This is a genomic window from Mesorhizobium sp. M7A.F.Ca.MR.148.00.0.0, assembly GCF_003997735.1.
Classification (GTDB): Bacteria; Pseudomonadota; Alphaproteobacteria; order Rhizobiales; family Rhizobiaceae; genus Mesorhizobium.
Window position 1 is genome coordinate 110,557 of sequence record NZ_RZTB01000002.1, and the last position, 17,030, is coordinate 127,586.

Genomic DNA, 17,030 nt, shown 5'->3' on the forward strand with positions numbered 1-17,030 from the left:
GCGTCATGCTAGGCGTTTTGACCAAGCGATAAAAAAATAAGAGTGGGACAGGCTGCATGGCGCAAGCCGCAATCGAGTTGATCGGCATCAACAAGAGTTTTGGTGCGGTGCGCGCCAACCGGGACATCAACCTTGAGATCGGTCGCGGCACGATCCACGGCATTGTCGGCGAGAACGGAGCTGGCAAGTCGACGCTGATGTCGATCCTCTACGGCTTCTACCAGGCCGACAGCGGCGAGATCCGCGTTGGCGGCCAGCCGGCCTCGATCAAAACCCCCAATGACGCCATCGCGCTCGGCATCGGCATGGTGCATCAGCACTTCATGCTGGTCGACAATTTCACGGTGCTGGAGAACGTCATCCTCGGCGCCGAAAGCGATGCGCTCTTGAAGAAGAGCATCGCCAAGGCGCGCTCCGAACTGGAGCGGCTGGAGCGTGAATACGGGCTGGAAGTCGATCCCGATGCAATCATCGAGGAACTGCCGGTCGGCCTGCAGCAGCGGGTGGAGATCCTGAAGGCGCTCTATCGCGGCGCCGAGATCCTGATCCTCGACGAGCCGACGGGCGTGCTGACGCCGGCCGAGGCCGACCACCTGTTCCGCATCCTTCGGCAGTTGAAGGACCAGGGCAAGACGGTGGTGCTGATCACCCACAAATTGCGCGAGATCATGGCCATCACCGACACCGTGTCGGTAATGCGCCAGGGCACGATGGTGGCGACGCGCGAAACCAGGAAGACCACGGTCGAGGAACTGGCCGAGCTGATGGTCGGGCGGCGCGTGCTCTTGCGGGTCGAAAAGGGCGAGGCCGAGGCCGGCGCCGTCAAGCTCGCGGTCAAGAACCTGACGGTGAAGGATACGCGCGGCGTAACCATGGTCGACGACATCTCCTTCGATATCAGGGCCGGCGAGATCGTCGGCATCGCCGGTGTCGCCGGCAACGGACAATCCGAACTGCTCGAGGCGATTTCCGGCATCAGGCGTGCGGTGTCCGGCTCGGTCATGCTCGACGGCAAGCCGATCGACCTGACCGGCGCCGCCGACCCGGGCGAACTGCGCGACCGCGGCCTGGCGCATGTGCCGGAGGACCGCCATCACGTCGGGCTGGTGCTGGCCTTCGAGGAGAACGAGAATTCGATCCTCGGCTATCACGATGATCCCCGTTATTTGAAGGGGCCGTTCCTCAACATCGATGCCATCCGCAACGATGCCAGGGACAAGATCACGAAATACGATATTCGGCCGGCCGACTGCCGGCTGAAGACCGCCAATTTCTCCGGCGGCAACCAGCAGAAGATCGTGCTGGCGCGGGAGATGGAACAGGACCCTGGTGTTCTGATCGTTGGCCAGCCGACACGCGGCGTCGATGTCGGCGCCATCGAATTCATCCACAAGCGCCTGATCGCCATGCGCGACCAGGGCAAGGCGGTGCTGGTGGTGTCGGTCGAGCTGGACGAGATCCGTTCGCTGTCCGACCGTATCCTGGTGATGTTTGCCGGCCGCATCGTCGGCGAGCGCGGTCCCGAAGCGACCGAGGGCGAACTCGGCCTGCTGATGGCTGGCATCGAGCACCAGGAGGCAGCACTTTGAGCGCGCCTTACGCCAAACTGCCGGCCTGGGCCGACTATGGCCTGATCCCGCTGATCAATCTGTTCGTCGCCTTCGTCGTCGCCGGCTTCGTCGTGCTTCTGGTCGGCGAGAATCCGCTGCGCGCAGCCGTCATCCTGGTCGAAGGCGCCTTCGGCAAAGGCACCGGCATCGCCTTCACCCTCTTTTATGCCACCACCTTCATCTTCACCGGGCTTTCGGTGGCGGTGGCCGCGCATTGCGGCCTGTTCAACATCGGCACCGAGGGGCAGGCCTACATCGCCGGCCTCGGCATCGCCATCGTCTGCCTGAGCTTCGACAGCACACTGCCATGGTGGCTGACTTTCCCGCTGGCGATCATTGCTGCGGCGACGGTCGGCGCATTGTGGGCGCTCATCCCGGCCTATCTGCAGGCCAAGCGTGGCTCGCACATCGTCATCACCACCATCATGTTCAACTTCATCGCCGCCTCGATCATGGTTTACCTGCTGGTCGGCCCGTTGAAGCCAGCCGCCTCGCAAGCGCCGCAGACGCGCAACTTCCTCGCCGGCGCGGAATTGCCCAAGCTCAACTGGATCATCGAGCTGTTCGGCGCCAAGATCCGTTCGGCGCCGCTCAATGTCACCTTCCTGCTGGCGCTGGTCATGGCCTTCCTGGTCTGGCTGCTGATCTGGCGCACCAAGCTCGGCTATGAAATGCGCACCTACGGTCACAGCCCGAAAGCGGCACGCTATGCCGGCATCTCCGAAACCCGCATCATCATCACCGCCATGATGATCTCGGGCGGGCTGGCCGGCATGATGGCACTCAATCCGGTGATGGGCGATCAGCACAATGTCGCCATCGACTTCGTTTCCGGCGCCGGCTTCGTCGGCATCGCCGTGGCGCTGATGGGCCGCCTGCACCCTGTCGGCATCGTGCTGGCGGCGATCCTGTTCGGCATGCTCTACCAGGGCGGCGCGGAACTCGCCTTCGAGATGCCGGCAATCAGCCGCGACATGATCGTCATCATTCAAGGCCTGGTGATCCTGTTTGCCGGTGCCCTCGAGCACATGTTCCGGCCCTACATCCAGGCGCTGTTCGCCTCGTTCAGTCCGCGATCGGTGGGCATGGAAGCGGTCAAGGGGAAAGGTGCCTGAGATGGATGTGTTCAACGCGATCATCCAGACACTGGATTCCACCATCCGCCTCTCGGTGCCGCTGTTGCTTGCCTGCCTCGCCGGGCTCTATTCGGAACGCGCCGGCATCTTCGACATCGGCCTCGAAGGCAAGATGCTGGTCGGCGCCTTCGCCGGTGCGGCCGCCGCTTCCGTGTTCCATTCGGCCTTTCTCGGCCTCGGCATGGCCATCCTGATCTCGGTCGCCTTCGCCATGATCCACGGCTTTGCCTCGATCACCCATCGCGGCAACCAGATCGTCTCCGGCGTGGCGATCAATTTCATCGCCGCCGGCTCGACCATCATCCTCGGCCAGGCCTGGTTCCAGCAGGGCGGGCGCACGCCGGCGCTGCAACCGGGCGAGCGCTTCGAGGCCATCACCTTGCCGGGCGCCGAGGCCATCCGCGACGTGCCGATCATCGGACCGATCTATGCCGAGCTCCTGTCGGGCCACTCGATCCTGGTCTATCTTGCCTTCCTGATGGTGCCGTTCACCTGGTGGGTGCTGTTTCGCACCCGTTTTGGCCTCAGGCTGCGCGCCGTAGGCGAGAACCCGGCCGCCGTCGATACTGCCGGCATATCCGTCGCCTGGCTGCGCTACAGGGCGCTGATCTGCACCGGCATCCTCACCGGCATTGCCGGCGCCTACCTGTCGATGGTGCAAAATGGCGGCTTCGTGAAGGACATGACCGCCGGCAAGGGCTACATCGCGCTGGCAGCCCTGATCTTCGCCAAGTGGAAGCCGGTCAACGCCATGTTCGCCTGCCTTCTGTTCGGCTTCCTGGACGCGGCGTCGATCCGCCTGCAGGGATCACCGCTGCCCATCATAGGCAAGGTGCCGGCGCAGTTCATGCAGGCGCTGCCCTACATCCTCACCGTCATCCTGCTCGCCGGCTTCATCGGCAAGGCAATCCCGCCACGTGCCGGCGGCGTACCTTATGTCAAGGAACGTTGAGCGGCAGGCCGGCTTTGCGCCGGTTTTGAACACGATCATCGGAGAGAACACCTGAATGTCGCATGATCTGTTCGAGGCCGCCAAGGCCGCCATGGCCAGGGCCTACGCGCCCTATTCTAAGTTTCCGGTCGGCGCTGCCTTGCGAACCGAGGACGGGCGCGTCTTTACCGGCGCCAACATCGAAGTCGCCTCCTATCCGGAAGGCTGGTGCGCCGAGACCACGGCGCTTGGCCACTACATTATGGGCGGCGGCGGCAAGATCGTGGAAATCGCCGTCATCGCCGAACGCATGGCGAAATGCTCGCCTTGCGGCGGCTGCCGGCAGCGGCTGGCCGAATTCTGCCGGCCGGAAACAAAGCTCTATCTCTGCGACAATGCAGGTGTGGCCGAGACCGTGACCATGGGCGACATGCTGCCTTACGGCTTCCGCGGCGATATTTTGAAATGAACAACGGGCTCAAATGAACAGCTGGCAGCGATGACGGAAAAAGCCCTGGATCATCTCGTCGAAAGGCTGGGCGGACTGGCGCCCGCCACGGCACTGGTGCTCGGTTCGGGCCTCGGCGGTCTGGTCGACCAGATCGAGGGCCCGATCCGCATCTCCTATGCCGACCTGCCGGGTTTTCCCAGAAGCGGTGTCACCGGGCATGCCGGCGAGGTGGTGGCGGGGCTGTTTGCCGGCGTGCCGGTGCTGATGCTGTCGGGCCGCGCCCATTACTACGAGCACGGCGTTGCCGCGGCGATGCGGCCGGTGCTGGAAGTGCTTGCCGGCATCGGCATCACGAAACTGATCCTCACCAATGCCGCCGGATCGGTCGATCCGGACATGCCGCCGGGCTCGGTGATGCTGATATCGGATCACATCAATTTCTCGGGCACCAATCCGCTGATCGGCGAACCAAGCGACCGGCGTTTCGTCGGCCTGACTGAAGCCTATGATGCCGGCATCCGCCAGGCCATCGAGCGGGCGGCAAATGCGACCGGCACCACCCTGCACAAGGGCGTCTATATGTGGTTCTCCGGCCCATGCTTCGAAACGCCGGCCGAGATCCGCATGGCGCGCATCATGGGCGCCAATGCCGTCGGCATGTCGACCGTACCGGAGGTCATTCTCGCCCGCTTCCTCGGACTGCGCGTCGCCGCCTGTTCGGTCATCACCAACCTGGCGGCCGGCATGACCTGGGCCGAGCTATCGCACCAGGAGACCAAGGACATGGCACCGGTAGGCGGCGCGCGGCTGGCGACGATTCTGCAGCGCGTGTTCCACGACGGACTGCTGGAGACCTGATGCTTCCCCAGGAAATCATCCGCCGCAAGCGCGATGGCCTCAGGCTGTCGGAAGAGGAGATCGCCGGCTTCGTCGCGGGCGTGACGTCGGGCGCCGTCACCGATGGCCAGGCCGGCGCCTTCGCCATGGCGGTGTTCTTCAACGGCATGAGCCGCGACGAGGCCGTGGCGCTCACGCAGGCGATGCGCGATTCCGGCGATGTGCTCGACTGGTCGGACCTGCCAGGCCCGGTCACCGACAAGCATTCGACCGGCGGCGTCGGCGACAATGTCTCGCTGATGCTGGCGCCGATCGTCGCAGCCTGCGGCGCCTATGTACCGATGATCTCGGGCCGCGGCCTTGGCCACACCGGCGGCACGCTGGACAAGATGGATGCCATCCCCGGCTACATCAGCCAGCCCGACGTCGCGCTGTTTCGCAAGGCGGTGCTCGAAACAGGCTGTGCCATCATCGGCCAGACCGCCGACCTCGCGCCCGCCGATCGACGGCTCTACGCGATCCGCGACGTCTCCGGCACGGTCGAATCGGTGCCGCTGATCACCGCTTCGATCCTGTCGAAGAAGTTGGCGGCCGGGCTGCAATCGCTGGTGCTCGACGTCAAGGTCGGCAACGGCGCCTTCATGGAAAAATCGCGCGACGCCACCGCGCTCGCCAACAGTCTGGTCGAGATCGCCAACGGCGCCGGACTGAAGGCCTCGGCGTTGATCACCGGCATGAACGAGCCATTGGCGTCGGCCGCCGGCAACGCCGTCGAGGTGCGCAACGCCGTTGATTTCCTCACCGGCCGGTATCGTGACCGTCGGCTCGAGGACGTGACGCTGGCGCTGGCCGCCGAAATGCTGCAGTCGGCCGGGCTGGTATCGTCCAACCAGGATGGCATGCGGCGCGCCACCGAGACGCTCGCCAGCGGCCGCGCCGCCGCCACTTTCGCACGCATGGTGGTCGCGCTTGGCGGCCCCGCCGACTTCATCGAGAAGCCGGAAAAGTATCTGCCGGCGGCGGCGATCGAATTTGCCGTCAAGGCGACCGTAAACGGCTTCGTCACCGGCATCGCCACCCGCGATATCGGGCTCGCCGTGGTCGGCCTGGGAGGTGGACGCACGCGGCCGGACGACAGGATCGACCCCGCGGTCGGCATCACCAGGCTGTTGCCGGTCGGTGCGGAGGTTGGGATCGGCGAGCCGCTGGCGCTGATCCATGCCCGCTCATCGGCCGATGCCGAGTCCGCCGCGGCTACCGTGCTTTCGGCCTATACGGTCGGCGCCTCGAAGCCGCCCGCCGACAAGTCGGTCATCCGGCGGATTCTGCCGCGCGGTTGAAGCAATTTCAGGAAAAGTGTGGACCGGTTTTCCCGGGAAAGCGCATAGCGCTTTCCCTTGGAAATTGCGGCAAACGAATAGCCTTACTGGACGAGCAGCAGCGTGCCGTTCTCGACCTGGTATTTGTCGAGCCGGTTGAGAAAGCTCATGCCGATCAGATTGGTGCGCAGCGCCCTGTCGTCGAGCACGATGGTCTGGACGTCATTGACCGTGATGTTGCCGATCTGCAGGCGGTCGATCATGGCCACGGCCGCCTTGATGGTGCCGTTGGCGGTGTTGACCTCGTGGCTGAAGTCCGAAGCATTCAGCGACAAGCCGATCCTGCGTGCCGTCGAAATGTTGATGGCGACCAATGTCGCACCGGTGTCGATCATGCCGTCGACCTGACGTCCATTGAGCTTGAAGCCCGATGAAAAGTGTCCGCGCTCGTCTGCCGCGACGACCACCTTGCGGCCCATCGGCAGCGGTGCCGCGGGCTTGTTGGGGACCGATGCCAGATTGACGTCCGGTTGGGCTTCGACCGCTTGTTTGCCCGGCACCGCCGACCTCAGCAGGTTTTCGACGAGTTGCGGATTGGACTGATACACAATCGGTATCGATGCCGATGAACCGGCGAAAACGGCGAGGATCAGAAGTTTGCGCAGCATGGATCGGCCTCCCCGCATGACCCCCGGAAATCGGGATCGATTTTCGGAAAGGCTCGCGCGCAAATCAAAGTGCTACAGCGTCCTTTGCGCGTCCGAAATGGACGCGCGGCGCCGTAGTGACAGCCGATCGTTAGACCCGGATGGTGTTTGCCGCTTTAACGCGCGCCAAAACCGCGCCTTTGCGTAAACATTTGGTAAATCGTACCAGGTGACTTTGCCTGGTATTACTTGGTCCCGTACATGCGGTCGCCGGCGTCGCCGAGGCCGGGCATGATGTAGCCCTTCTCGTTGAGCTGGCGGTCGATCGAAGCGGTGAAGACGGGAACGTCCGGATGCGCCTTGAGAAAGCGTTCGATGCCTTCGGGCGCCGCCAGCAGGCAAAGGAAACGGATGTTGGTGGCGCCGCGCTCTTTCAGCTTGTCGATCGCCGCGATCGCCGAATTGGCGGTGGCCAGCATCGGATCGACGACGATCACCAGCCGGTCGGCGAGATCGCTCGGCGCCTTGAAGAAATATTCGACCGCTTCCAGCGTTTCGTGATCGCGGTAGAGACCGACATGGGCGACGCGGGCCGCCGGAACCAGGTCGAGCAGGCCTTCCAGCAAGCCGTTGCCGGCGCGCAGCACGGAGGCAAAGACCAGCTTCTTGCCCTCAAGCGTCGGCGCTTCCATGGTTTCCATCGGCGTCTCGCTGGTCGTCGTCGTCAGTTCGAGGTTGCGGGTGACCTCGTATCCGAGCAGCAGCGAGATTTCGCGCAGCAGCCGGCGAAAGCCGGCCGTCGAGGTTTCCTTCTTGCGCATGATGGTCAGCTTGTGCTGGACAAGCGGGTGGTCGACGACGGTGACGCCCTGCATGGTGTTCTCCTGATGCCTGCGCTCGAAAATGCGCGCATGGCCCTTTCGGACGCGCCGCGCTTCAAGCTGCCTGAGCGAACCCTAGCGGCAATGCGCCGGTCAAGGAACCGCTTGGCCCGCACCGACCACAGCTTTGTCGGCGGAAATCAGCGTGCCGCGCTGTTCAACCGGGCAAGAAGCGCGGTCTTCGTCTTTCTATCGACGAAAGCGGCTTCGATGGCGGTGCGGGTGACGGCGGCCAGCGCCTTTTCGTTCATCGAGAAATGCTCGGCGGCAATGTCGTATTCCCGCTTCAGCGAGGTCCAGAAATAGGGCGGATCGTCGGAATTGAGCGTCACCTTGCAGCCGGCCGCCTGCAGGGCCGGAAACGGATGATCGGCGAAACTGTCGAACACCTTGAGCGCGATGTTGGAACCGGGGCAGCATTCCAGCACGACGCCCTCGTCGGCGATGCGCCGGACGAGGTCCGGGTTCTCGATGGCGCGCACGCCATGGCCGATGCGGGACGGACGGATATGATCGAGCGCCGCCTGGACGGTCTCCCAGCCCGTCAATTCGCCGGCGTGGATGGTGATGCCGAGCCCGGCCTCGCGGGCGATCTCGAAAGCCCTGACATAGTCCTCCATATCGCCGATGCGCTCATCGCCGGCGACACCGAAACCGGTGACCAGCGGATGCCCGCAGCGCGCTGCGAAGCGCGCCGCCTGCTCGATCGACTCGACGCCGACATGGCGCACGCCGGTGACGATCATGCGGCCCTCGATGCCGGTCTTGGCCTTGGCGCGGGCCATGCCTTCGCCGAGCGCATCGGTATAAGCCTTGGGCGACAGGCCGGCCTTTTTCGCGTGGTCCGGCGAGGTGAACACCTCGGAATAGATGGCGCCATCGCGAGCGAGACTGGTCAGATAATGGTCGGCCAGCCGCGCATAGTCCTCCTCGGTCCGGAACAGATCGGCGGAAAAATCATAAGCCGCCAGGAAGGAGGTGAAGTCATGCCAGACGAAGGAACCGTTCTGGATATAGGGCGAGGTGTCCTTGCCGTATTTCTGCGCCTGGCGGATGACGAGTTCGGGCGCCGCTGCCCCTTCGATGTGGCAGTGCAGTTCCGCTTTCAAAGGCATTCAACCATCCCGTCGGTCCGTCCAGGTCTCGAAAACCCGCCACCTGGAAGCGCGGCTGAACACCGCGCCTTAAACAATAGCGCCCGCACCATCGATCGGCTATGGTCCCGCCGGTTTTATGACGGATCAAAAAAATGTCAGTTGAGAGAACCACGGCCGCGGGCGGCATGGAAACCTCCTATGGTTTCAAGCGTGTAGGGGCTGGCGACAAGCAGTCCCTGGTCAACGATGTTTTCCACAAGGTCGCCAACCGCTACGATCTGATGAACGATCTGATGTCGGCCGGCCTGCACCGGCTGTGGAAGGACGCCATGGTCACCTGGCTCAATCCTCCCAAAAGGATCGGCTGGCGCGTGCTGGACGTTGCCGGCGGCACCGGCGACATCGCCTTCCGCATCGTCGATGCCAGCCACGGCAATGCCCATGCCACCGTGCTCGACATCAATGGCTCGATGCTGGCCGTCGGCCGCGACCGGGCCGAAAAGAAGGGCCTGTCCGGCAACACCGATTTCGTCGAGGCCAATGCCGAGGAACTGCCCTTCCCCGATGCCACATTCGACGCCTACACCATCGCTTTCGGTATCCGCAACGTACCGCGCATCGAGGTGGCCTTGGGCGAAGCGTTTCGCGTGCTGAAGCCCGGCGGGCGCTTCCTGTGCCTGGAGTTTTCCGAGGTCGAGATGCCGCTTCTCGACAAGGCCTACGAAGCCTGGTCGTTCAACGCCATTCCAAAGATCGGCAAAATGGTCACTGGCGACGGCGAACCCTATTCCTATCTGGTCGAATCGATCGCCAGGTTTCCCAATCAGCAGAATTTCGCGATGATGATTTCCCGCGCCGGCTTCGACCGCGTTTCCTTCCGCAACTATTCCGGCGGTATTGCAGCACTTCATTCGGGCTGGAAGCTTTGAGGCCGGACCGCATTTCTCACAATCTACACGTGCTATGCCGGTTCAAAGAGCCGGCAGGATTGGCGCTGCCATGAGCAATGTCAGTGCAGGATTCCGGCTCGTAAGGGCCGGCTGGGTGCTGGTCCGCGAGGGTGTCGTCGCCGCTCTGCCGGGTGAGGAACTGTCCGGCCTGCCGAAGTTCGGATGGCGGATGGCGCGGCTGTTCACCCGCCGCCGCGCGCTGGCCTATGAGCGCAGCGACCGGCTGGCCAAGGCGGTCGTCCGGCTCGGTCCATCTTATGTAAAGCTCGGCCAGTTCCTGGCGACACGGCCCGACGTCGTCGGCAACGACATGGCGCTCGATCTCGCCACGTTGCAGGACAAGATGCACACCTTCCCCAGGGCCGAGGCCATCGCGGCGGTCGAGGCTTCGCTCGGGCGCAAGGTCGGCGATCTCTATACGCAATTCGGCGACCCGGTCGCCGCCGCCTCCATCGCCCAGGTCCATGCCGCCGACGCTCTCCATGACGGCATTGCCACCAAGGTGGCAGTCAAGGTGATCCGTCCCGGCGTGCGCCGCCGCTTCTTCCAGGATCTCGAAAGCTATTTCCTCGCCGCTCGCCTGCAGGAGAAATACATCCCCTCGTCCCGCCGGCTGCGGCCGGTCGAGGTCACCCAGACGCTGGCGCAGACCACCAAGATCGAGATGGATCTTCGCCTCGAGGCGGCGGCTCTCTCGGAGCTCGGCGAAAGCACCAGGGATGACCCCGGCTTTCGCGTGCCGTCCGTCGACTGGGAGCGCACCGGCCGCGACGTCTTGACCATGGAGTGGGTCGACGGCGTCAAGATGAACGACATTGCCGGCCTGGAGGCCGCCGGCCACGATCTGAAGGCGATCGCAGCCAACCTCATCCAGTCGTTCCTGCGCCACACCCTGCGCGACGGCTTCTTCCATGCCGACATGCATCCGGGCAATTTGTTCGTCGAGGCAAACGGCACCATCGTTGCCGTCGATCTCGGCATTGCCGGCAGGCTCGGCAAGAAGGAGCGCCGCTTCCTCGCCGAAATTCTCTACGGCTTCATCACGCGCGACTATCTGCGTGTCGCCGAGGTCCATTTCGAGGCCGGCTATGTGCCGCGCCAGCACAATGTCGCAGCCTTCGCGCAGGCGATCCGGGCCATCGGGGAGCCGATCCATGGCCAGCCGGCCGAGACCATCTCGATGGCCAAGCTTCTGACGCTGCTGTTCGAGGTCACCGAACTCTTCGACATGGCGACGCGGCCCGAATTGATCCTGTTGCAGAAGACCATGGTGGTGGTCGAGGGCGTGGCGCGCACGCTCGACCCGGCCTTCAACATGTGGAAGACGGCCGAGCCGGTGGTCGGCGACTGGATATCAGGCAATCTTGGGCCGCGTGGCATGATGATCGATGCGCGTGACGGCGCCCGGGCGCTGCTCACCCTGGCCCGCCAGATTCCCGAGCTTGCGGCGCGCACCGACCGGCTGTCGCGCGAGATCGACCTGATGGCCGAGCACGGCCTGCGCTTCGACGAGACCACCGCCGACGCCATCGGCAAGGCCGAGGCGCGCTACAGCCGCTCCGGCCGCTGGGCACTCTGGGTAATTGCGCTGACGCTGGTCTATATCGCCTGGAAGATCATCTGAGTGCAGGCAATGACAGCAATGCTGTCATTGCAGTCGGAAATCGAGATCGCTATATTCTACGTAGGAGTGTGCATATGGCGAGGATTACCGTCCGCAATCTGGAAGACCATGTCATGCGGCGGCTACGCGAGCGCGGTGCCGCGCGGGGCGTTTCCATGGAGCAGGAAGCGCGGGACGTGCTCGCCGCATCCGTTGGGCTGCCGACCACAAAAGGTTTCGACCGAACGGGTTTGGCATCTGGAGAAAGACCCAAGGATCAATCAATCGCAAGAATGCAGGAATAGCCATGGGCACCCTGACGATCCGCAATCTCGACGAGGATTTGAAGCAAAGGCTGCGCGAGCAGGCCGCCAGACATGGCGTGTCAATGGAGCAGGAGGCAAGAACCCTGTTGTTGAAGGATGTAGCGGCAGTCAACAAGCACGACGACGATGTCGTCACGGCAGAGGAAATCCTCGAATTCGGTCGACGATTGCGAAAAGTGGACTTCGATCAGAAAAAACTAACGGATGAGCTCTGGTCCTTCATCGAGGAGGACTGACTGTGGTGATCGACACCTCCGCGATTTTGGCCATCCTCAAGCAGGAGCCTGATGCACCGGTGATAGCCCAGCGCCTCGCCGGAAATCAGCTGATGTTTATGAGCGCCGCGACCCTGATGGAATGTGGCACGGTCGTCGTCGGACGTTATGGGGCGGCCGGCACAGCTGAGTTGAGAGGTCTTCTAGAAAGACTGAAAGTCACGATCGTCGCTCTCACTGCCGAACATGCTCAGGCCGGCATTGAAGCCTATGCCCTCTATGGCCGCGGCACTGGCCATCCCGCCAAACTCAACATGGGCGACTGTTTTTCCTACGCCCTCGCCAGGACGCGAAACCTGCCGCTACTTTTCAAGGGCAATGATTTCATCCATACCGATATCGAACCGGCGCTGAAGCCGGCATGACACTCGATAAGAACTGGTCTTGGGCATGAGCCTCTCCGGCAAGCGCATCCTGCTCATCATCGGCGGCGGCATCGCCGCCTACAAGGCGTTGGATCTCATCCGCCGGCTGCGCGAGCGCGGCGCCGCGGTTCGGGTGGTCATGACATCGGCCGCGCAGGAATTCATCACCACGCTGTCGGCCGGCGCGCTCTCCGCCGACCATGTCTTTACCGAACTGTTCGACCGCCAGGACGAGCACGATGTCGGCCACATCAGGCTGTCGCGCGAGGCCGACCTGCTGGTGGTGGCGCCCGCCACCGCCGACCTGATGGCCAAGCTCGCCAATGGCCACGCCAACGATCTGGCCTCCACGGTGCTCATCGCCACCGACAAGCCGGTGCTGATGGCGCCGGCCATGAACCCCAGAATGTGGGCGCATCCGGCCACCCGCCGCAACCGCGCGACGCTGCAGAAAGACCGCGTCACCTTCGTCGGTCCGGCCAGGGGCGAGATGGCCGAAAGCAATGAAGCGGGCGAAGGCCGCATGGCCGAGCCGCTGGAGATCGTCGCCGCGATCGAGGCACTGCTCGACGTCGGCCCGAAGCCGCTGTCGGGGCGCAGGATCATCGTCACCTCCGGCCCCACGCATGAGCCGATCGACCCGGTGCGCTACATCGCCAACCGTTCGTCCGGCAAGCAGGGCCATGCCGTAGCGGCGGCACTGGCCAGGCTCGGCGCCGATGTGCGCCTCGTTTCCGGCCCAGTCAATATTGCCGATCCGGCTGGCGTGAAGACCATCCATGTCGAACGTGCGCAGGAGATGCGCGACGCGGTGGAACAGCTCCTGCCTGCCGACGCGGCGGTGTTCGTCGCCGCCGTTGCCGACTGGCGAACCGAGAATTCAGCCGGTGAGAAGATCAAGAAGGTGGCCGGCGAAGGGCCGCCGGTGCTAAGCATGGTCGAAAATCCCGACATTCTCGCCGGCGTCGGCCATCACAGCCAGCGACCCGGCCTGATTATCGGCTTCGCCGCCGAGACGCAGGATCTCCTGCGCAACGCCGAGGCCAAACTCAAGAAAAAAGGCGCCGATCTCATCGTCGCCAACGACGTGTCGCAGGGAAGCGGCGTCGGTTCTTCGGGCGTGATGGGCGGCGATCGCAACCGGGTGCGGATCGTGTCAAAGGCTGGCGTCGAGGAATGGCCGGAGATGAGCAAGGACGATGTGGCGGCACGGCTCGCCGCCTTGATCGCCGAAAGGCTTAAAACCATCATCGTTTGAACCGACGCAGAGACGTTCTGAGGCAGTGACGCACTGCCCTGCCGCGAGACGAAATTCAGGCAGCGCTTTAAGTCCTACGGCTCTACATCAATTGGTCAAAAGCTGCGCGGTCCGGGCAAGCGCGCCGGCGAAGCCGTTGAGCGGAATGGAAAAGTTCACCGCTTGTCCGGTATCTGCCGCGAAAGCGTCGATCTTCAGTGTGGTGCCTGATTTCAGCAGCGGCGTGACAGTCGCATCGAACACCACCGGCACCAGACAGCCGACGACCTGGCAGGTGTTGAACGCCAGGCTGCCGTCCAGCTTCTGATCGTCGATGGTCAGGCTGACCCCCTTGGCCAGCGCCAGGCCGAACGGCAACGCAAGCGTGCCCGTGGCATCCTCGCCGGTCTTGCTCGACAGCTCGATCGCCAGCAGCCGCTGATTGCTTTGCTTGTTGAATTGCTGATGCGACAGGCTGCAGGTCTTGGCCGTGCCCGATATCTGGCAATTGACCGTCCAGTCGCCGTGGGTTTCAGACAGTGCCGACGCGCCGCCGGGCAACTGCGGCGCATCCGCGGCAGCGGGTGCCGCGACCGCCTTGTCGCTCTTGGTTTGCGCCGCCACGGCCGCCACGCCGACGGTGCAGGCAACACCCAGCATCGCCACGAAATACGCGTACTTCCTCATCAAGATCCCTCCCGCCCGGCTCCGCCTCGGGCCAGCTAGAAACTGACCTTGAGAGACGCGCTGATCGCGTTCTGTTTAACCGTTTCGCCGAAGGCGCCATTATATCTGACGGACATGCCGACGCCATTGACGCCGTTCAGCTCAAGGCCGGCGCCGACCCGATAGAGCGGCGAATCGACGGCCTCCGTCAAGTGCAATGCGGGGTTGCCAGGCAGATTCCCCGCCGCCGCGAAGCGACCTTCGATTTCCCACTCCTTGTCGGAAAACTCCACGCCAGCCTTGCCGTAGACGCGAAGGCTGGCAATGTCGCTGAGTGCAATGTCGGTACCGATCTCGAAAGCCGGCGTCGCCGAATAATACATGTTGGCGCTGCCGTCGAAGTTGAAGGCGGCAACCGAGCCCACTTCCTTGCCGGAAACACGCAGCCAGCGCGCGTCGAACTGCAGGGTCGGCTGCAGGTAGAAAACACCCATCTCCTGCGTTATGCCGAGCCGCGCCGAACCGCCGAACTGGGCGGTTTTCTGCGTGTAGGTGACACTGTTGCCGATGCCAGGCAGCAATGCCTCCGGCAGATAATCGCCGATCAGCGTTTCGCCCGGAATGAAGGCCACCTGATCGAGATGCGTATCGCGCTCGCCCTTGAAGGAGCCGGTGCCGCCGCCGACTGCGAAGTCGATGAAGTAGTTCTTGTCGGCATATTTCGCCAGCGCATACGCCTGCCAGGATTCGCCTGTCGTGGCCGACAGCAATTCGCCGTTGAAATCGATCTTCGAGTCGAATTCGGTCCGGCCTATCGTTGCGCCGAGCGACCAGTGCTGGCTGACCTCGCCAATGCCGCCAAGCGACATCGTCTTCATGACGTCGTCTCGGCTGGTGGTGCCGGCCCCAGCGTCGCGGCTGTACTCGGCTTGCGGACTGATCGACGCCCAGACACAGCGTCCGTCGGGATCCTTGTAGGCGGGAACGCCGGTGCATTCGCGCGCCGCCTCCAGCATGATGTCCGTGGAGCGGTTGATCATCTCGAATGTGTGCACGGCATAGTGCGACGTCAGCCGCGTCAGGGCCGAGCCGAGCTCCATTTCATCGGGCAGGAAGCGCAGCATGTTGATCAACAGCGCCATCGGATTGTCTGGGCTCGATGAAGCCTCGACATCGTCGAGATACTGCGCTATCTGGAAGACGCCGGGATCGGTCGTGCCGGAGTTAGGATCCTGTGCCAACTCCAGGAAAGTCGGATTGTCGGCATAGAGAACCAGATCCGTTCCGCCGACCACCTTGGTCAGGAAATTGAAGCCGACCGCCGGATGCAGCGTCGTGGGCGTGATGCCGGAATCGGTCATCGCCGATCCGGTGGCCAGCACATATTCGGCGAACAATTTGTCGATCGACAGGAAATTCAACGGCGCCTCGCCATCGAAGTCGCCGGCCACCGTTAGTGCCAGGGCATCCGTGATCTGGTTGTTGAGATCGACGTCGGTGACGAAGTCGCCCGAGAATATCTGCGTGAAGCCGCCCGTGACATCCACTTTGGCCACGACGCCGATGCCCTGATTGGTAAACAGCCCGTCATTGGTGAACTTGCCGCCGCCGAGATCGATGGTCTTGAGGCCGACCATCGAGGCGTCGGCGATATTGTGGAAGCTGTTCGTGCCGCCGCCGAGATCCATGTTGCCGATCACCCGTCCGAGCGTGTCGGCGCTCTTCGAATTCTCCACATGGTCATCGCCCGATGTGCCGGTGATAGCCAGTGGGCTGAAATCGTCCAGAAGCGATTCCAGGATCGCATTCGTCGGCACGACGGGACCGGGCGCCAACAGGAAGGCTTGGAATGCCTGAAATTGCGACGCCTGGATGGTGAAACTCGGCGTTGCCCCCATCGCATAGAGCAGGCTGTGGTTGTTCAGCGTGTTGTCTGCGCCCCCGACAAGCATCGCCGCCACGCCGGTTCCGGCACCGCCGATCGTGTACTGGCCATTCAGGTTGATGGTGATGTTGCCCTTGGCGCCCTTGGCCGTGCTCTCGCCATAGACAGCCACGGAATCCGCACCTTGCGCGAACAGGCTGTCACCCGCCGTCAGATCGACCGCATGGGCATTGCCGTCGCCTGTCGCGCTCTGGCCGAACATCGCATACGAACTTGCGCCCTTGACCCAGACTTGGCTGTCCGTGCTAGCGGCCGACGCCGCAGCGTCGCCGATACCACCTTGCGAGCCGGCCGCCGACTGGCCCATGGCCAGCGAATCCATGCCGCCGGCGCCACCGCCACCGCCCACCGCCTGGGCAACGACGCCGTGTCCACGGTCGCCATCGGTCTCAATGGCGCCGGACTGGATGATGGTTACCTTGCCGCCGGTGCCCTTGGTGCCACCAGGCGTGTTGAAGCCGATGGCGTTTGGCCCGCCGCCGTCGTCGTCGGCGCCAAAGCGGCCGAAACCGGCACCACCGATGCCGCCGCCGCCACCGACCGACTGCGCGATGATGGCGATGGAATCCTTGCCCGTCGTCGTGATCGTGCCGGTGCGGATGACGGTAACATCGCCGCCATCGCCGCCATTGCCGCCGAGACCGCCAATGGCCAACGCATTCGAGCTCTTGCCCTTGGCGTCGCCGCCATAGCCGCCACCGCCGCCGACCGATTGCGCGACCACGCCATGCGCGCGCTCGCCATGGGTGATGAT

The 17,030-nt window shown here is 63.6% G+C and carries 17 protein-coding genes; 12 read left to right on the forward strand and 5 right to left on the reverse strand.

Going from position 1 to position 17,030, the window contains the following annotated elements; translation table 11 throughout:
• Nucleotides 1-56: 56 nt before the first annotated feature.
• Genes EOB49_RS01465 through deoA form a run of 6 tightly spaced genes read left to right on the forward strand, consistent with a single transcriptional unit; the run spans nt 57 to nt 6,305 of the window.
• Nucleotides 57-1,589: an ABC transporter ATP-binding protein gene (locus tag EOB49_RS01465; RefSeq protein ID WP_127379932.1), complete on the forward strand. Its 1,533-nt coding sequence runs from the start codon at nt 57-59 to the stop codon at nt 1,587-1,589.
• Nucleotides 1,586-2,725: an ABC transporter permease gene (locus tag EOB49_RS01470; protein ID WP_127266923.1), complete on the forward strand. Its 1,140-nt coding sequence runs from the start codon at nt 1,586-1,588 to the stop codon at nt 2,723-2,725. Before EOB49_RS01465 ends, EOB49_RS01470 begins: the two co-directional genes overlap by 4 nt.
• Nucleotide 2,726: 1 nt before the next feature.
• Nucleotides 2,727-3,698 carry an ABC transporter permease gene (locus EOB49_RS01475; RefSeq protein WP_027037672.1) on the forward strand — a complete coding sequence of 324 codons (972 nt, stop codon included), beginning with the start codon at nt 2,727-2,729 and terminating at the stop codon, nt 3,696-3,698.
• Between the two features lie 55 nt (nt 3,699-3,753).
• A complete protein-coding gene (gene cdd, locus EOB49_RS01480) occupies nt 3,754-4,146 on the forward strand; it encodes a cytidine deaminase (RefSeq protein ID WP_023812575.1) in 393 nt (130 codons plus the stop codon).
• Nucleotides 4,147-4,176: 30 nt separating this feature from the next.
• Complete coding sequence (locus EOB49_RS01485) at nt 4,177-4,986, forward strand: purine-nucleoside phosphorylase (protein ID WP_127379933.1); 810 nt, start codon at nt 4,177-4,179, stop codon at nt 4,984-4,986.
• Nucleotides 4,986-6,305 carry a thymidine phosphorylase gene (gene deoA / locus EOB49_RS01490; RefSeq protein ID WP_127379934.1) on the forward strand — a complete coding sequence of 440 codons (1,320 nt, stop codon included), beginning with the start codon at nt 4,986-4,988 and terminating at the stop codon, nt 6,303-6,305. Before EOB49_RS01485 ends, deoA begins: the two co-directional genes overlap by 1 nt.
• Before the next feature lie 83 nt (nt 6,306-6,388).
• On the opposite strand, the gene EOB49_RS01495 is transcribed toward deoA, so the two are convergent.
• The 3 genes from EOB49_RS01495 to EOB49_RS01505 form a co-directional block, all read right to left on the reverse strand.
• Nucleotides 6,389-6,952: a TIGR02281 family clan AA aspartic protease gene (locus EOB49_RS01495; RefSeq protein ID WP_127379935.1), complete on the reverse strand. Its 564-nt coding sequence runs from the start codon at nt 6,950-6,952 to the stop codon at nt 6,389-6,391.
• A gap of 224 nt (nt 6,953-7,176) precedes the next feature.
• Nucleotides 7,177-7,806 (reverse strand): uracil phosphoribosyltransferase, encoded by a 630-nt coding sequence (gene upp / locus EOB49_RS01500; RefSeq protein ID WP_127379936.1) that lies wholly within the window; start codon nt 7,804-7,806, stop codon nt 7,177-7,179.
• 146 nt (nt 7,807-7,952) lie between these two features.
• Nucleotides 7,953-8,927 carry an adenosine deaminase gene (locus EOB49_RS01505; RefSeq protein ID WP_127266930.1) on the reverse strand — a complete coding sequence of 325 codons (975 nt, stop codon included), beginning with the start codon at nt 8,925-8,927 and terminating at the stop codon, nt 7,953-7,955.
• 134 nt (nt 8,928-9,061) lie between these two features.
• Between EOB49_RS01505 and ubiE the strand changes: the two genes are divergently transcribed.
• The 6 genes from ubiE to coaBC all read left to right on the forward strand — a co-directional run bounded on the left by ubiE (nt 9,062) and on the right by coaBC (nt 13,686).
• Nucleotides 9,062-9,838 (forward strand): bifunctional demethylmenaquinone methyltransferase/2-methoxy-6-polyprenyl-1,4-benzoquinol methylase UbiE, encoded by a 777-nt coding sequence (gene ubiE / locus EOB49_RS01510; RefSeq protein WP_127379937.1) that lies wholly within the window; start codon nt 9,062-9,064, stop codon nt 9,836-9,838.
• Nucleotides 9,839-9,908: 70 nt separating this feature from the next.
• A complete protein-coding gene (gene ubiB, locus EOB49_RS01515; RefSeq protein ID WP_127379938.1) occupies nt 9,909-11,483 on the forward strand; it encodes a 2-polyprenylphenol 6-hydroxylase in 1,575 nt (524 codons plus the stop codon).
• Between the two features lie 74 nt (nt 11,484-11,557).
• Nucleotides 11,558-11,767, forward strand: coding sequence for a hypothetical protein (locus tag EOB49_RS01520; protein ID WP_127379939.1), 210 nt, complete (start codon nt 11,558-11,560; stop codon nt 11,765-11,767).
• A gap of 2 nt (nt 11,768-11,769) precedes the next feature.
• Nucleotides 11,770-12,024 (forward strand): hypothetical protein, encoded by a 255-nt coding sequence (locus EOB49_RS01525; protein WP_127270486.1) that lies wholly within the window; start codon nt 11,770-11,772, stop codon nt 12,022-12,024.
• A 2-nt stretch (nt 12,025-12,026) separates the two neighbouring features.
• On the forward strand, nt 12,027-12,428 hold the full coding sequence (locus tag EOB49_RS01530; protein ID WP_127270488.1) for a type II toxin-antitoxin system VapC family toxin: 402 nt from the start codon (nt 12,027-12,029) through the stop codon (nt 12,426-12,428).
• Nucleotides 12,429-12,453: 25 nt separating this feature from the next.
• Nucleotides 12,454-13,686, forward strand: a complete 1,233-nt coding sequence (coaBC, locus tag EOB49_RS01535) for a bifunctional phosphopantothenoylcysteine decarboxylase/phosphopantothenate--cysteine ligase CoaBC (protein WP_127379940.1) — start codon at nt 12,454-12,456, stop codon at nt 13,684-13,686.
• 87 nt (nt 13,687-13,773) lie between these two features.
• On the opposite strand, the gene EOB49_RS01540 is transcribed toward coaBC, so the two are convergent.
• Nucleotides 13,774-14,352, reverse strand: a complete 579-nt coding sequence (locus EOB49_RS01540; RefSeq protein ID WP_127379941.1) for an invasion associated locus B family protein — start codon at nt 14,350-14,352, stop codon at nt 13,774-13,776.
• Nucleotides 14,353-14,387: 35 nt separating this feature from the next.
• Nucleotides 14,388-16,931, reverse strand: a complete 2,544-nt coding sequence (locus EOB49_RS36335; protein WP_206526078.1) for an autotransporter outer membrane beta-barrel domain-containing protein — start codon at nt 16,929-16,931, stop codon at nt 14,388-14,390.
• Between the last annotated feature and the right edge of the window lie 99 nt (nt 16,932-17,030).

Excerpts from the sequence above, each read along its gene's own strand:
- EOB49_RS01475 (WP_027037672.1), top strand. The coding sequence starts at position 2,727 with ATGGATGTGTTCAACGCGATCATCCAGACACTGGATTCCACCATCCGC.
- cdd (WP_023812575.1), top strand. The coding sequence starts at position 3,754 with ATGTCGCATGATCTGTTCGAGGCCGCCAAGGCCGCCATGGCCAGGGCC.
- EOB49_RS01540 (WP_127379941.1), bottom strand. The coding sequence starts at position 14,352 with ATGAGGAAGTACGCGTATTTCGTGGCGATGCTGGGTGTTGCCTGCACC.
- ubiE (WP_127379937.1), top strand. The coding sequence starts at position 9,062 with ATGTCAGTTGAGAGAACCACGGCCGCGGGCGGCATGGAAACCTCCTAT.
- EOB49_RS01495 (WP_127379935.1), bottom strand. The coding sequence starts at position 6,952 with ATGCTGCGCAAACTTCTGATCCTCGCCGTTTTCGCCGGTTCATCGGCA.
- ubiB (WP_127379938.1), top strand. The coding sequence starts at position 9,909 with ATGAGCAATGTCAGTGCAGGATTCCGGCTCGTAAGGGCCGGCTGGGTG.
- EOB49_RS01465 (WP_127379932.1), top strand. The coding sequence starts at position 57 with ATGGCGCAAGCCGCAATCGAGTTGATCGGCATCAACAAGAGTTTTGGT.
- coaBC (WP_127379940.1), top strand. The coding sequence starts at position 12,454 with ATGAGCCTCTCCGGCAAGCGCATCCTGCTCATCATCGGCGGCGGCATC.
- EOB49_RS01505 (WP_127266930.1), bottom strand. The coding sequence starts at position 8,927 with ATGCCTTTGAAAGCGGAACTGCACTGCCACATCGAAGGGGCAGCGGCG.
- EOB49_RS01485 (WP_127379933.1), top strand. The coding sequence starts at position 4,177 with ATGACGGAAAAAGCCCTGGATCATCTCGTCGAAAGGCTGGGCGGACTG.
- deoA (WP_127379934.1), top strand. The coding sequence starts at position 4,986 with ATGCTTCCCCAGGAAATCATCCGCCGCAAGCGCGATGGCCTCAGGCTG.
- upp (WP_127379936.1), bottom strand. The coding sequence starts at position 7,806 with ATGCAGGGCGTCACCGTCGTCGACCACCCGCTTGTCCAGCACAAGCTG.
- EOB49_RS01525 (WP_127270486.1), top strand. The coding sequence starts at position 11,770 with ATGGGCACCCTGACGATCCGCAATCTCGACGAGGATTTGAAGCAAAGG.
- EOB49_RS01520 (WP_127379939.1), top strand. The coding sequence starts at position 11,558 with ATGGCGAGGATTACCGTCCGCAATCTGGAAGACCATGTCATGCGGCGG.